The sequence below is a fragment of the Marisediminitalea lipolytica genome (assembly GCF_001758465.1).
Lineage (GTDB): Bacteria > Pseudomonadota > Gammaproteobacteria > Enterobacterales > Alteromonadaceae > Alteromonas > Alteromonas lipolytica.
On record NZ_MJIC01000009.1, the window covers coordinates 31,046 to 46,367 of the forward strand.

Below are 15,322 nucleotides of genomic sequence, written 5' to 3' on the forward strand. Positions count from 1 at the left end.
TACTATGCAACCATTCCAACATATTTCCATCGCAGATGTTGCCGAGCAAAAAGACAATCTGGTAATCGCCGATATTCGTGATGCCGGGTCGTTCCAGGCGGCGCATATCGATGGTGCAGTTAACCTGTCTAACGATAATCTGGCTTCCTTTATGGAAGCCACGCCAAAAACCTCACCGGTTGTTGTTGTTTGCTATCACGGCGTTAGCAGCCAGCAGGCGGCGCAGTTTCTGGCCGGGCAGGGCTACGAAACTGTGTACAGCATGGACGGCGGCTTTGAAGGCTGGCGTTTGGGACAACCGGTGGTTAGTGGTTAACAGTGGCAACTCCCCTTATTGCCATTAGTCAGCTGCGTTATGCTGACGCTTTAGCGAGTTATCTTAAGTCACAACTTATACCGGTTCAGGTACAGGCCGAGCCGGATAAAGACCAGTATATTCTGCTACTGGAAAACGACGAGGACTACGCCCGGGCGCTGGAAATTTGTCAGGCGTTTATTAAAGCGCCTAACGATCCGGTTTACCAACAGGCGGCCTGGCAGCATTCCGATCAAACCGATGTACCCGCGCCACCGTCCAGCGGCAATAGTATTCGTCGCTGGCTGGTATCGCTGCGCCGGGCCCCGTTTACCGGTATTATTCTGATCCTGTGTACGCTTATCTTTGCGGCGTCTGCGGTGGGACTGTTTCGCCCCATTGCAGAGGCGCTCATGATCATGCCTTTGGGTAATCTGGCAAAAAATAACGAATGGTGGCGGCTTATCGGGCCGGCGTTTATTCACTTTAGTGCCCTGCACTTTATCTTTAACGTGCTGTGGTGGGGGATGCTGGGTTCTCAGATTGAGCACAAATTTGGCAGTAGCTTCTTACTAATCCTGTTTTTAGTTACTGCGTTGTTCAGTAATCTCGCGCAATTAGCGGTGTCTGGCCCCAATTTTGGCGGCTTGTCGGGCGTTGTTTACGGGGTTGTGGGCTTTGTCTGGATCATCGGCTGGTTGCGACCCCAGTGGGGCCTTTCTATGCCCAGGGCCATTGTAGGCTTTATGCTGGTGTGGTTAGTGTTAGGTTATGCCGACATATTGTGGGTAAACATGGCTAATGCTGCGCATACCATGGGCTTGCTGTCGGGCTGCATAACCGCATGGTTGCTGGCAATCGGGAGCGGTAAAACCGCCCCAAAATAAACCCAATGCGCTATTTTTGATGCAGGTATTTGGTAAAGATAATATCTTTAATCACTTTAGCGCCGGTTTCTTGTTGCATGTGATCCTGCAGCGCTGCCAGCACGGCGCGGCGGATATCCTCGCGACCGGTGAGCGATTTTACTTTTTCTTCAGGCTGACGACCAAAAATCTCAATAGCCGTTGAGCGCAGCAGCGGCATATGGTGTTCCACCAGTTCCAGTTGGTCTACATCAGACACCATAATTTCAATCATCACTCTTACGTAGCCCAATTTAGTGGCACTGGAGCCCAGATAATTAGTGACAATTTCTGGCTCTATGCCGATATACGCATAAGATGGCTGATCTTGCGCATAGCTATTAGAAAAAGGCGCGAGCAAGCTAAAAAACACTACCAGCCGAAGAAACTGCTTCATTAAGGTTATCCATAAAATTCAAGTAGCTAAATTCTAGTTGAGACTCCCGGGGCGCACAACCTACTTTAGACTAATGCATTGTCTCTGTGATACAGGCAGTGCTACACTTTGCGCGACTTTTCGGTACCTGGGTAAGCGATATCATGGTGTTATCCCTGCAAAATTTTCCCTATTACGCCAGACTTATGCGGCTGGATAAGCCCATTGGTATTTATCTTTTATTATGGCCCACCCTGTGGGCACTGATGCTGGCCGCTAATGGTATGCCACCGGTAAAGGAGCTGCTGCTTTTCAGCCTTGGGGTTGTGGTGATGCGTTCGGCAGGCTGTGTGATTAATGACTACGCCGACAGGCATGTGGACGGCGCGGTAAAACGCACCAATGCTCGCCCCCTGGTGGCGGGGCATGTGACTGAGCGAGAAGCCCTTCAGCTTTTTAGTGTATTGATTTTTATTGCGTTTTTAATTGTTGTGCAGCTGAGCTGGGCAACGATTTTGCTCTCGTGCGTGGCCCTGGTACTGGCGTCGGCTTATCCGTTTATGAAGCGCTACACCTATTTGCCGCAGGCCGTGTTAGGCGCAGCTTATGGCTGGGCAATACCCATGGCGGTAATGGCTGTTCACGGCAATATTCCTGAATGGGGCTGGTTACTGTTTATCGCTAATCTGCTGTGGACCATAGCCTACGACACCATGTACGCCATGGTGGACCGGGATGATGATGTGATCATTGGTATTAAGTCCAGCGCCATTCTGTTTGGCCGTATGGACAAACTCATTGTAGCGGTACTGGAACTGATCACTCTGGCCTTGCTGAGCGCGGTATTTTTATTAAACGGCCTGGGTATTGCCGCTTATCTTGGCTTGTTAGCCGCTGGCTTACTGTTTGTGCACCAACACTACAATATCCGCCATCGCCAGCGCGAGGCCTGTTTTAAGGCCTTTCTGGATAATCACTACGTAGGTCTGGTGATTGCGCTGGGGCTGTTTGTGGATCTGGTTTTGGTAGGCTAGGGGTTATTTTTCTGCAGCTTGTTGCGCTTCCAGTGCGGCTAGACGTGCTTCCATGGCTTCCAGTTTTTCCCGGGTTTTAATTAACACCTGAGTCTGAATATCAAACTCTTCGCGGGTAACCAAATCGAGTTTGGAAAGCTGCGCCTGCAGCACCTGCTTAATTTTACCTTCGGCTTCTTCCGCCATGTTTTTTACGCCCGGTGGTACCGAGTCGGCGATTTGGCGGGCAATATCTTCTAATTTTTTAGGATCTAACATGACGCTTCCTGTCCTGACAATGAAATAGACGGGGGTTATTCTAAAACTATTGAGCGATGATGCAATATAATCAGTACTCGGATTCTTACCCTCGGTCGATTACAATAGGCGGCCGATGAACGCCAATGCCTTTTGCTGTTGAGAACCTCCATAAATGAAACTGAATCCCGCACAAGAATCTGCTGTTACTTTTGTATCCGGCCCATGCCTGGTACTGGCCGGTGCAGGCAGCGGTAAAACTCGGGTGATCACCAACAAAATTGCGCATTTGGTGCGCCAGTGCGATATGCCTGCCCGTTATATTGCGGCGGTAACCTTTACCAACAAAGCCGCGCGGGAAATGAAAGAGCGGGTGGCGCAAACGCTGGGTAAAGTGGAGGCCAGGGGGTTAAAGGTATCAACCTTCCACACCCTGGGGCTGAACATTATTAAGTCAGAAGTAAAAGCGCTGGGGCTAAAGTCGGGCTTTTCGCTGTTTGATGATAAAGACAGCATGGCACTGCTTAACGATTTAACTGCCCATTCACTGGATGGCGATAAAGATCAGTTGCAACTTTTACAAAGCTGTATTTCTAACTGGAAAAACGACCTGCTGACGCCGGAGCTGCTGCTTAAAAAAGCCGTTAGCCAGGGCGAAAAGGAATTTGCGGAATACTATCAGCAGTATCAAAACCACCTGCGCGCCTACAATGCGCTGGATTTTGATGACTTAATCATGCTGCCCACGCTATTGCTGAAAGTGGATGAAAAGGCCCGGGCAAAATGGCAAAACAAAATCCGTTATCTGCTGGTGGACGAATATCAGGATACCAATACCAGTCAGTATGAGCTGGTGAAGCTGCTGGTGGGCGAACGGGCCAGTTTTACGGTGGTAGGGGATGACGACCAGTCGATTTATTCCTGGCGTGGTGCCCGGCCGCAAAACCTCAATTTACTGCAGCAGGACTTTCCCCGCCTTAGGGTGATTAAGCTGGAACAAAATTACCGCTCCTCCGGGCGCATTCTGCACTGCGCCAACATTCTTATTCAGAATAACCCACACATGTTTGATAAAACCCTGTTCTCGGCGCTGGAGTATGGCGAGCCGCTGCGGGTGTTAATGGCCAAAAACGAAGAGCACGAAGCCGAGCGGGTAGTGGCCGAATTGCTGGCCCACAAATTTACCCGCCGCACTAATTTTAAAGATTACGCCATTTTGTATCGCGGTAATCACCAGAGCCGCCTGTTCGAAAAGCTGCTGATGAGCAACCGTATTCCCTACAAAATCAGTGGTGGTATGTCGTTCTTTGGCCGCACCGAAGTAAAAGACATCATGGCGTATTTAAGGTTGCTGGTAAATCAGGACGACGACAACGCCTTACTGCGGGTTATCAATACGCCATCGCGGGGTATTGGCCGCGCGACCATGGAAAAACTCGGTAATTTTGCCAACGAACTGGGCGTTTCGATGTTTGAGGCCGCCTGTCACGATAACCTCAATTCCGTGCTCAGCGGCAAAGGCTTTTTAGCGGTACACAACTTTGCCCGCTGGATAGTGACTTTGTCTGACGAAGCGGTGCGAGGGGATACCGCAGCTGTGCTGCGTAATATGATCCGCGCCATGAGCTACGAAGAATGGCTGTACGAGCACAGCACCAGTCCCAAAGCCGCCGAAATGGCCATGGCCAACGTAAGTACGCTGTTTGGCTGGGTTACCGATATGCTGGAAGGCGACGAACTTAACGCACCCATGACCTTACCTGAAGTAGTTAACCGCCTGATTCTGCGCGATATGATGGAACGCGGTGAAGAAGAGGCCGAGGCCGATCAGGTGCAGTTAATGACATTGCATGCATCCAAGGGGCTGGAGTTTCCCATTGTGTTTTTAGTGGGCATGGAAGAAGGCCTGCTGCCACATCAAAGCAGTATCGACGAAGACAACGTTGAGGAAGAGCGCCGCCTGGCTTACGTAGGTATTACCCGCGCCCAGCGAGAGCTGATATTTACGTTGTCGAAAGAACGTCGTCAGTACGGCGAGGTTATTCAGCCAGAGCCGAGCCGGTTTTTGTTTGAGTTACCCCAGGACGATTTAGACTGGGAAGAGAAAAAGCGCAAAGTTACCGCCGAGGAGCGCCAGCAAAAGGGCCAGGCCAGCATTGCCAACCTGCGGGAAATGTTGGGTAAGTCTTAACTGTTAGCTTGCTTCACGTCGGGCAGCAGTTGCGACTCTTCAAGGTATTTACCCTGCCCGTAATTGCATTTGATATTGGTAAGCGCGGTCAGCTGTGAAGGGGAATCAATGCCTTCTGCAATCACCTCAAAATTAAGGTGTTCCGAGATAAGCATAACCGACTGAATGAGTTTTTCGTTTCGCAACGAGCGCGGCAACGACTTAATAAAGCGATGGTCGATTTTGATAAAATCAAAGGGATAAGAAAACAAGTAACTCAGCGACGCCAGACCACTACCAAAGTTATCCAGTACCAGCGTTACCCCGGCCCGTTTAAGCTTTTTAATCGCGGGCAAGATATATTGCGAACGGCGGTTTAAGTCGTGTTCGTCAAACTCAAACACCAGCGATTCAGGCGATACGCCGGATGCACTGACTTCATCCAGAATCTTTTGCACCATCACACCTTGTAGCAAGTGATTTATCGAGATATTCACGGCTATCTTGGGCTGTTGCTGGGTGTATCTGGCATCTGGCCAGTGTTGAAGCAGGTTACAGGCAGCACGTAACTGATACAGGTCCAGCTCCAGGATCAGGCCGCTTTGCTCGGCCACCTGGCGAAACTGCTCGCGGGAGATTTTCCCCAGCGTGGGATGAACCCAGCGCACATAAATTTCGTGGTATAACGGTTGCTTGTTGGTAAGGTTAAAAACCGGCTGCAAGTAGCATTCAAATTCCTGCTCGCGCAGCGAACGACGAAACTCGTTTTCCAGCTCGAGTTCTTCAAGCAGGCGCTCGCGCATACTCTTATCAAAGATAACAAAGCGCCCGCGCCCCAGTGATTTTGCCTGATACATTGCGGCGTCGGCGTCACGAATGACCTCGTCGGCAGAGTGGTAGTAGGTTTCTACATGGGCAATACCAATACTGGCGCCGGAGTACATTTCTTTGTCATCCAGTATAAATGGCGCCGAGATAGACTCGATAATCCGCGCTGATACTTCCTCTACATCAGAGGCAAATTCGAAATTATCAAGCAGCAACACAAACTCATCACCACCGTGGCGAGCCAGTAAATCGTGCCCCCGAATACACTTGGTGATGCGCTTGGAAACCTCAATTAAAAATTCATCACCAGCGTGATGACCAAGGGTATCGTTAATAATTTTAAACCGGTCCAGATCGATAAAAAGCACCGCAAACAGGTTTTCCGGATGACGTTGCTTATTGGCTACCGCCAGCTCCAGACGGCTGGCAAACATAGAACGGTTGGGTAAATCGGTTAGCGTATCGTGGTGGGCATCATGAATGAGTTTGCGCTCGATTTCCTTACGCTCTTCTATTTGCTGGCGCAGTACATCATTGGCCCGGTTAAGTTCCAGCGTGCGCTCTTTTACCCGCTCTTCCAGCTGTTCGCTGTACGCATGATTGGCCTCAGCCTGAAATTTACGCTCTAAGGCAACGGCAATATGGTGCGACACAAAGCGCATGAGTTCTAAATCGCGTGGCGTGTATCTGGCTGACTTACCATAGGTTTGCACTGCAATAACGCCGTAAACTTCGCCATCGATTATTAGCGGCGAACCCAGCCACGAATTAGAGTGTTTTAAAATATTCTGGGCAACAGATACGTCGATTTCACCGGCTTCGGTAAGGGATAAAATTCGCGAACTGTCGATAAGCTCAGCCTGGCCACGGCGAATAACAAACTCGGTTAAGCCATAGCCTAACGGACGGGTACCGGGATGCGAGCTTTGGGTATCGCTGAAATAAGGAAAGTTAAGGTACTCTTTGTTGTCATCCAGAATCGCGATGTAACAGTTTGGAGCGCTAATGAGGCGCGCGATAACATCGTGCAATGTAGTATAAAAGGATTCCATATCGCGACTGGCAGTGGCTGACAGCTCGGATATTTCGAATAACGCTTGTTGCAGTGCCTCAACCTTCTGCCGTTCCAGGATCTCTTCCTGCAAATCATCATTAATCTGGCGCAGCTGGCGGGTTCTTTCGCGGATGGTGCGCTCAGTAAGCTCGCGGTTTTTTACCCTGTCTACCGTGGTAACAATATGTTGGGAAACGAACAACAGCACCTCAAGGTCTTCGTGGGTGTAAGACACGTTGTCGTTATAGGTTTGAACCACCATGGCACCAATAATCTGGCTGCCACGTTTTAACGGCACGCCCAGCAGTTCGTGGGGCTGACTGCCAATTAACTCCACGTTTAAATCTTTATCGATAGCCTCTTTGGTTTCGTTACGAAAAAAAACGTGGTTGCCGGATTCAAGAATATAACCCGTTAACCCTTTTTTAAGTTCTTCTGAGGGAAGGTGCTTAATAACCTGCTCGTCAAACTCATCCACAAAGTAGGCCATTTCGACCATTTCGGTAGCAGCGGAGTAAAAGGCAACAAAAAAGTTTTCGGCATCCATAAAATCAGCAATGATTTCGTGGATTGCGGGGTAGAGGAGTGACAGGTTGCTTACCGAACTGGCCAGTTCTGATATATTAAACAGCGCTTTTTGCAGTCTTTCTGCGCGTTTATATTTATCAGTGAGTTGTTGAAGCTGTGGAATAAGTTCCCTTAATTCCGCTTCTGATAACTCATATTTGCCCGACTCAGTTGACATAAAATTCAGCTGCCAAAAATTCCATTCGAATAGAAGAATAAACTTACTCTATTGTAGAATTTTTTGCCAGTGCTTTAGTCGAATGGATGTACTGATAATCGCCACGATCGGCACCGAAAATGCGCCGAACGTTAGCGAAGCTACCAGCTATATGCAGGTTGTCAGTGATAAGAGCCTTACAGCTCTGAAGTCATGTACTCGATAGCTGCTTTGATATCGTCGTCGCTACAGCTTGCGCAGGTACCACGAGGAGGCATAGCGTTAAAGCCGTTAATAGCGTGAGATAATACGGTATCAAAACCTTGATCCAGGCGAGGAGCCCAGTCAGCAGCATTGTTTACGCGAGGCGCACCCAGTACACCAGCAGCGTGACATGCTACACAGGCTTTGTTGTAAACGTCTTCACCAGACATTGCACCAGCAGGTGCTGCAGCGGCCGCGCCAGCAACATGCACAGAGCCAACTGGCTTAATACGCTCTTTGATCGCCTCGTCTGACATTTCCTGAGCGTTTACCGCAAAAGCTGCCAGTACTACAGCGCCCATACCTAACCACGTTTTTAATTTCACAATCGTCTCCAGGCAATTTTGGTCTGAAAATAAATAATCCGCATGATTATAAAGGTTAATACGGCGGCGACAACTGTTTGAGACTAATTGATTAGTCCTTATCCATCAAAAAGCCAATAAAAACCTGACTTTTTGGTAGTTAGTCGCGCAAATGCAACCTATTCTTACTTAAAACACCGTTATTCAGATGACTTCGCCGACAACAACTGCGCCATACTGATATCCAACACCTGTTGCATTTTTTTGCCAGCCCGGCCAACACCGGCTTCGCTATCGCCCGCTACTTCAGTTTGCACCGCCAGGGTAAATTCCCGTGGCGGTTCATCTTCAGGTAACAACACCACATGGGCCAGTAAAACCGTTTCGCTCTGGCCACGGGTTTCACTCGGGCCTGCGCCAATTTTCTGAAAGATACGCCAGTTACCAGCGGTAAACTTATCTAATACCGACTTGGCAGATTCCCCGGATTCCAAATAGCCCGGTGCAATCGCTTTTGCCAACGCACGCGCTAACAACACGCCAATACCCGCCTGCATACCGCCAGCATCGACAACCGAATTACTGTGGCCATCGCCATATAACAACATTTCAAGGTGGGATTCACGAAACCCCGGTAAACGGGTATGTGGTTCAGAACCATGGGTAACAAGGCGTTTTAAAAATTCAGCCTGCGCCAGAGTGGTCATCGGTTTGTTGCCGGTTAAGCCACACTCATCACAGCGGTACCCCTGATAAAAAGGGTCATCTCCGGCCTCGGTAAACGCGCTCACATTAAGTTGCGTGCCCGAATCAAGCTGCCAAACACTCGGTTCTGGCTTAAAGGCAACTGGCCCGTAAGCGCCACGAAAGCGAATTGCCGGGTTACTCATTCGCAACCACTTTTCATGAAACAGCCCGGTTAAATACCCACGACCAGCCACATTAGCAAAGTAAGTAGCAATGGCATTGGAATTACCATCTGCCTTACCGGCAGGGGCATAGCTGTTAATGCTGGTAATTAAATCGCCCATCATTACATCACCCACCATGCTGGTGGCATTCACATCGGCACCAACGCTGGCAAGCGCCCCGGCAAAGGCCATTATTTTGGAGGAACTCCAGGGTTCATAAAGCGTATTCTGGGTATTGGCATTCGCCAGATAACGATAACCGGTACCAGAAGGTGTGGGACCGTAATCAATAACCAGAACCTTGCCTAACGACGCAGGTATATTAAAGAATGTCCAATTGCTGGCCACCCGTTCTTCCCAACCCGCACCCGTGCCGGACTGCTCAACGGTAACATACTCCGGATTAGCTTTATCGCTAAGCATAGAAATGCCGGGCATAATCTTCCCCGGGCAATCAGACGCCCGACAATCATTATCATAGCCCGCAGGCAAAACAGGCGGTGCACTAAACACATTGTGGTAAAAATCTAAATCGCTTTGCTCATTGGCAAGCACAGAAAAAGCAAAAAGAACGCACACACTCAACAATAATAGAGGAAAGGTTCGCGGCATAAAGGCATCATCCGTTAAAGTTAAAGCCAGACTAAGGCAATTCCCCCAACGAAGCAAAAGCCTAATTTGCCTGATTTTTAAACATCAGCACCGCCAATTTCATTTTTTACTGTAAATTAACCAGCCGAACTCCTATAATGCGCCACTCTAGACGGTTCTAAGCCGTTTACACAGAAAGCACCCGTAGCTCAGCTGGATAGAGCGTTGCCCTCCGGAGGCAAAGGTCATAGGTTCGAATCCTATCGGGTGCGCCAGATACAAAAGAACCAGCCATGAGCTGGTTTTTTTGTATCTGTTGTATTCCGTGGATGAGAAGCTCCGTTCGACAAAATTGCTGGGAGCAATTTTGAACGCGCTTTAGCGCGGCCCGCAGGGCGAGGCGCAGGACGCGCCGAGTGATTCTGCTGGTTATGGCAAATATACCATTAGTGGCGATTCCCTGTTTTGTGAGTTAAGAATCTATACATTCTGATGCGAGTCTCCTTAAATATAGAAAACGCCTAGTCTGGTTGTAGTTTTTTTAAATTGAACATGATAAAGGTTAGTGCACTTATCATTCGCAGCATTTCTTAAATTAACAAGCGGCCTTAAATTTTTCTGTTGAATTACGCCTCTTTGCTTTCGTAAACTCATTAGGGAAGTAGTGATTGATGTTAAATAAGTACCATTAAAGAGAATGTAAATGCCAGGTATAAAGATTAGTTCTAAACTGAAAAGTGCGTTACCCGAAGAGCAGAGAGCCGACATTGTAGATTACCTGAGAGCCAAGGCTGGTAACGTTTGCTATTTATGCGATGGTCCACTTAATGAAGCTTCTGATGATATTGAAGCAGATCACGACGAAGCTGAAGCTGAAAACGGAGTAACTGACAGGCAGAATTTGAATTTAGTTCATAAGCACTGTAATCGAGTAAAAAGAAATGCTAATACGGTAGACGTAAGGCCTTACTTAAAGTTTGAGCGTTTTTTAGATAGCAAACCAAGTGGTATTAGGTATTCAGGGTGTACGGATTACTTTCAAATAACTCCAAAGGAATCCAATTGTTCAATTAAGGGCGAATTTTTAAATCTGGAAACACCTGATGGACACAATGAAAGTTATCGTATATTTGAAGAAACGAATAATAGAGGGACATTGAGATATGTTTACGCAAGGATTCCTCGGGAAGCGCTATTCAATGATGAAGAAGTTCAACCAAGAATTATTAAGAAAAAGCAAATTTGGTTGATTTTCTTTGACTTAAATCGTAACCCTCTTTATGAAGCGCCGGGGTGTCGACTTTCTGCAATGAATGGAAAAACCAAAGTTCTAATGTTTGATGGTCAGCATAAAACAGTATCTAATTGGCTGCTGGGAAGACAAGATATCGTAGCCAAAATTTATCTTGATTTAAGTAAAAATGCAGCTAATGAATTAGTAAATTCCATACAGGCAAAAATTCCTAAGTTAAGTCTGTCACCACTTGAATTGATAGCAAAACTCAAAGATGAATGGAAAGCTCAAATAGATAAATATCTCGAGCTTCAGGGGATTGAAAATGGAAGTGAAAAAGGATTCATCGCATGGCTGCCGCAAACTGATAGGAGTCGAGCAAAAAGCGCAATGGAATCAGCATTTTTAGATAATATAATTAGTAATGATGATTTTGATTTCAGAAATTATGTGGCGTTAGCTGGACGGAATAATGATTTTCCATACTTAATTACAGAATCTCAATTGAAAACAAAAATTCTAAAAAAATTAATATGGGGAAAGCAGCTTGAAGAAAACTGGGAGAAAAGCTCAGAATTGAGGGAGCAAGAAGCAAGAAATATAATTAATGTAACGAACATGTTTTGTAAATATGCATTTAATATGAAAGATACTACGCCTTCTGAGCACGAGAAGCGAAGAATGGACAGATTGACCAAAGGGGTAGCTCAGTTTAGGGCCTTTGATTTATTTCAAACTATTGTGGCTAGTAAATTCAATCTGCAGGATCGCGTTGGCGAAGCTATGCTAAGAGCTGACTCTTCTAACGAGGATTTATGGACACAGATTGAAAAGTCTGTAGAACTCTTTGTAAACCACCCAATATGGACGGCAGATTTTAATACATCAAACAAAACTAAATTTGTTAACGAAGCTCTAACAAAAAACCAGAATATTAGGGGAGCTTTGGATGATGTTGGATGTAATCTTGGGTATCTCTTTACTGGACAATTAGATGGTAATTGTCTTAAAGATTAAGTATCAATGGCAATGTTCATTGTTTAGGTAAATGTATAACTAAGATGTGGATAATTTGATATAAGAACGAGCCATTTCAGCTCATGCTAAGACATGATATCCATCGTAAAACTTATCATTACGGGGCTAGGAAACGCGCTAATTGACTGTGAGTGCGGCTGCTTAAATGACTGTTTATCACAGTGATATGCGGTCACAGCACATGACCAATAACTGACTATTGGTCGCTTTCCGCTCTTTTACTGGCTAATCGTTGGATGTTAGCCATCCCATTTTTCAGCAAATAGTGGTCAGGCTAGTTCCGTTTTGCCAGAGTGGCTGCGCTGTAAATGCCTTTCTGGTAAGCAGCTTCGATGTCTCCAGGGAGCCCTTGCATGCCATCAGGGCAGGCGATGAAGATATCCTACACCAGCCCATCAGTTTCATTTGGTAAAGAGTTCAATCCCAGTTTAATCATGTTAGTACTTGTTAAAATATCATTGAGCCAAAAGCACATAATGTGTTCCGTGAATCTAACTGTGGCATCAATATTTAATTTCTTACCCCTTAATTTTTGATTCAGATATTCACAGTTGTTTAACTAATTAGACTACTTTTCATTAGCTTAGCCACAGCCCTAAAAACAGGAACTACTACCGAGTTCCCAAACTGCTTGTAAGCACGGTTATCTGCACAAACCTGTCTGAAGTCAGAGTCCAATCCATCATTGCGGTAGGCTTCAGGTTTTTCAAATCCCATTAATCTTGCGCATTCTTTAGGTGTCAGGCGGCGTGGTGTTTTATATAAAGGATCAAAATCAGCGGAATATCGTCCATATTCTTCGTCATATTCTCGTTCGAATATTTTGACCTTTTTCTTAAATTCTTCCTCGTATAAAGCCTGATTCTCAAATTTACGCTGGTTCAGTACTTCTGCTGCTCTTGATGTTGAGTATGCCTCTCTCTTAGCATTTTTATCTGCTGCTGCGCTTTTGTTTTTCTCCAGATATTCAGCTTCGAGACCATTATGGTTGATAAGTATTTCTGACCCGTCTTTATAGTATCTTGCTGACAATGTTCTTGTAATAGCATTCGGGTCTTCCGGATTTACCAACCCGAAGCCAAACCCATTTCCCTTGCTCTTGTGTTTTAACGCATAGTGGTAGAGATAATTCCACAAGTTTTCGGTAAGCGTGTAGGTCTTAAGTTGTTCTTCAGAAAGATCACAGAGAATTTCTGATACGGTAAGACGCCTTTCCGGATAAAAATCAGTGAGATCAGTCAGACTGAACTTACTGAAATCAGGATTTCTTTCAATCAAGTCATTACGTATGCCAACGAGCACAACACGCTCTCTATGCTGAGGCGTAAAGTTTGCACCATCTACAATAGTTGGTTCTTTTTTTCTCTTTCTGACCACAGCAATAGCTTCTTCTATAGTTTCACCTTGATCAGAAATATCTGCTATGAAATAACCTAATGAGTCCAATGTCTTAATTATGGTGGCGAAAGTATTACCCTTATCGTGGCTCTTTAGGTTTTTGACGTTTTCAAGAACAAAAAACTTTGGCTTTCGCGCCTGAATAATTTTCTCTACATCGAAAAAAAGAGTTCCCTGTGTGGTGCACTCGAACCCATGGCTTCTTCCGAGACTTTTCTTCTTTGAAACACCGGCTATTGAGAACGGCTGACATGGAAAGCCTGCCAGCAATACATCATGTTCTGGTATATGTTGCCTGATATTTTCCAACCTTTCCGACTCTGAAACTTCGGAGTGCTCAGGTCCCGTAAGTGTAAGGTTAGTTATATCCATCAAGGAAATATTCTTATCGGGGTTTTCTTCTAAAGTGTCCGTAAAGTAGGGCTGTTCACTTTCGTCAACATAATGATTGGCCAGATAAGTTCTTCGGGCTTGATCATCATATTCGCTGGTAAATACACATTTGCCGCCTACGTCCTCAAACCCTTTTCTCAACCCCCCAATTCCTGCAAAAAGATCTATGAATTTGAAATCTGGATTGTCCCAGTGCGTAGGCTTTTGCGGAAGTAAAGCGCGCCTAATCCTCTCGTTTGTATCCTCGTGAATAAGAATGTCACTACTCTGCGGATTTTTTTTCCACTTGTTCAACTTTTCTCTGGATATTTCTTTGAGTTGAAGGCCTGTTTCTTCACTGTTTAGTTTTGAAGCGAGAGTTTTCTGATCATAAATAGTGAGAAGCAGTTTCAGTAATTTATCTGTTTCATGCTTCAATAACAGGATTCTTGAGTTGGCCTGCGAATCTGCCAAAGCAACTTCTTTAATGTACATATGATAATCTGTAACTTAAAAAGGGATTAATGTGTGAAAATGTATCACACCAAAAAACCTAATTAAAGTTTGTATTGTGTTTTTATACAGTTGTTTGCATCCGCCAGAACGTCTTTGCAACTGAATCTGAAAATACATGAGAAACCTAAGAATATCTGCTTAATATATTAATTTTCAGATATTTAGAATAATACTTTATCCTCATCTAACTATAGATTTGAGAATCCTTTTGGGTACAATGGAAGGTATCTTGTCAACAACGTTTACCATAAAGAAGGATTTTATGAGCAGTTCCGGTAACAACTTTTTCGATGATTTTAAGTCTTATCTTCCCACTAATGAGCAACTCTGCAGATCATCTGCAGAGAGAGTGATCGGCGAACATAAAAAAGATTATGTAATGTCTAATTTTTCCGAATTATTGGAAGAAATGCAGGAAGAAATATATAAAAGTTATCTAAAAGAGCAGGAAGTGAGTGGACAAAAAGTAATTGATGAGCAGATCGATAAGTTTGGTAAGATTAACTTCTCTGATGTCGATAAGTTCTTGATGTCTATTTTTCAGTCCAGAAAGTCGAGAGCAGGTAAGGCGTTCGAGTTTATCATAAGAGAATTATTCATCAGAGCTGGAGTTCCTTTTTCAGAACAAATAACTGTAGATGGAGCTAAGCCTGATTTCGTGATGCCTTCCGCCGAATATTTTGAAGAACGGCCATTAGATTGTATGCTATTCACAGCGAAAAGAACCTTACGTGAACGTTGGCGTCAGGTTGTTACGGAAGCGAATAAGTCTTATAGCTATTTCCTTGCCACTCTGGATGAAAAAGTTACTGAAAGTCAGCTTAAGCAGGCTGCAACGCACAAGTTGTATATCGTCGTTCCCGCTCAGATAAAAGAGAGTAATCCGGTTTATTCCTCAAGTTATAATGTACTGTCCTTCGAGCAGTTCTTTGAAATCCACCTTAAGCCGGCGCTAAACCGATGGGCTAGCTAGTGAGGACTACTTAATTCAGGTAATCATCATACATTAGTGTCCTTCAAATATTTAAGGCACAGAACAAAGGTACCTGAAGTATTTTATAAAAATAATT

At 45.5% G+C, this 15,322-nt stretch carries 12 protein-coding genes and 1 tRNA gene; 7 read left to right on the plus strand and 6 right to left on the minus strand.

Annotated elements, in window-relative coordinates:
• Positions 1-4: 4 nt before the first annotated feature.
• Complete coding sequence (gene glpE, locus BFC17_RS03930; protein ID WP_070175158.1) at positions 5-316, plus strand: thiosulfate sulfurtransferase GlpE; 312 nt, start codon at positions 5-7, stop codon at positions 314-316.
• A 2-nt stretch (positions 317-318) separates the two neighbouring features.
• The gene (gene glpG / locus BFC17_RS03935) at positions 319-1,182 is read left to right on the plus strand and encodes a rhomboid family intramembrane serine protease GlpG (RefSeq protein ID WP_070175159.1); all 864 of its coding nucleotides are present in this window, start codon (positions 319-321) and stop codon (positions 1,180-1,182) included.
• Between the two features lie 10 nt (positions 1,183-1,192).
• On the opposite strand, the gene BFC17_RS03940 is transcribed toward glpG, so the two are convergent.
• Positions 1,193-1,597, minus strand: a complete 405-nt coding sequence (locus BFC17_RS03940) for a flagellar basal body-associated protein FliL (protein ID WP_070175160.1) — start codon at positions 1,595-1,597, stop codon at positions 1,193-1,195.
• Positions 1,598-1,740: 143 nt separating this feature from the next.
• Here BFC17_RS03940 and ubiA point away from each other — a divergent pair, with 143 nt between their 5' ends.
• The gene (gene ubiA / locus BFC17_RS03945; protein WP_083271603.1) at positions 1,741-2,610 is read left to right on the plus strand and encodes a 4-hydroxybenzoate octaprenyltransferase; all 870 of its coding nucleotides are present in this window, start codon (positions 1,741-1,743) and stop codon (positions 2,608-2,610) included.
• Between the two features lie 3 nt (positions 2,611-2,613).
• On the opposite strand, the gene ubiK is transcribed toward ubiA, so the two are convergent.
• On the minus strand, positions 2,614-2,868 hold the full coding sequence (gene ubiK, locus BFC17_RS03950; RefSeq protein ID WP_070175161.1) for a ubiquinone biosynthesis accessory factor UbiK: 255 nt from the start codon (positions 2,866-2,868) through the stop codon (positions 2,614-2,616).
• A gap of 154 nt (positions 2,869-3,022) precedes the next feature.
• On the opposite strand from ubiK, the gene rep reads away from it, so the two are divergent.
• Positions 3,023-5,038: a DNA helicase Rep gene (rep, locus tag BFC17_RS03955; RefSeq protein WP_070175162.1), complete on the plus strand. Its 2,016-nt coding sequence runs from the start codon at positions 3,023-3,025 to the stop codon at positions 5,036-5,038.
• On the opposite strand, the gene BFC17_RS03960 is transcribed toward rep, so the two are convergent.
• The 3 genes from BFC17_RS03960 to BFC17_RS03970 all read right to left on the minus strand — a co-directional run bounded on the left by BFC17_RS03960 (position 5,035) and on the right by BFC17_RS03970 (position 9,715).
• Complete coding sequence (locus BFC17_RS03960; protein ID WP_070175163.1) at positions 5,035-7,644, minus strand: sensor domain-containing diguanylate cyclase; 2,610 nt, start codon at positions 7,642-7,644, stop codon at positions 5,035-5,037. The genes rep and BFC17_RS03960 overlap by 4 nt on opposite strands.
• 176 nt (positions 7,645-7,820) lie before the next feature.
• Positions 7,821-8,213 (minus strand): c-type cytochrome, encoded by a 393-nt coding sequence (locus BFC17_RS03965; protein WP_070175164.1) that lies wholly within the window; start codon positions 8,211-8,213, stop codon positions 7,821-7,823.
• A 179-nt stretch (positions 8,214-8,392) separates the two neighbouring features.
• A complete protein-coding gene (locus tag BFC17_RS03970) occupies positions 8,393-9,715 on the minus strand; it encodes a hypothetical protein (RefSeq protein WP_139141994.1) in 1,323 nt (440 codons plus the stop codon).
• Positions 9,716-9,892: 177 nt separating this feature from the next.
• Here BFC17_RS03970 and BFC17_RS03975 point away from each other — a divergent pair.
• Together BFC17_RS03975 and BFC17_RS03980 are read left to right on the plus strand one after the other, a co-directional pair.
• Positions 9,893-9,969: transfer RNA gene (locus tag BFC17_RS03975), tRNA-Arg, on the plus strand.
• A 428-nt stretch (positions 9,970-10,397) separates the two neighbouring features.
• Positions 10,398-11,945, plus strand: coding sequence for a hypothetical protein (locus tag BFC17_RS03980; RefSeq protein WP_070175166.1), 1,548 nt, complete (start codon positions 10,398-10,400; stop codon positions 11,943-11,945).
• 576 nt (positions 11,946-12,521) lie between these two features.
• On the opposite strand, the gene dcm is transcribed toward BFC17_RS03980, so the two are convergent.
• Positions 12,522-14,231 (minus strand): DNA (cytosine-5-)-methyltransferase, encoded by a 1,710-nt coding sequence (gene dcm, locus BFC17_RS03985; protein WP_070175167.1) that lies wholly within the window; start codon positions 14,229-14,231, stop codon positions 12,522-12,524.
• 250 nt (positions 14,232-14,481) lie between these two features.
• Between dcm and BFC17_RS03990 the strand changes: the two genes are divergently transcribed.
• A complete protein-coding gene (locus tag BFC17_RS03990; RefSeq protein ID WP_175439523.1) occupies positions 14,482-15,225 on the plus strand; it encodes a type II restriction endonuclease in 744 nt (247 codons plus the stop codon).
• Positions 15,226-15,322 lie beyond the last annotated feature (97 nt).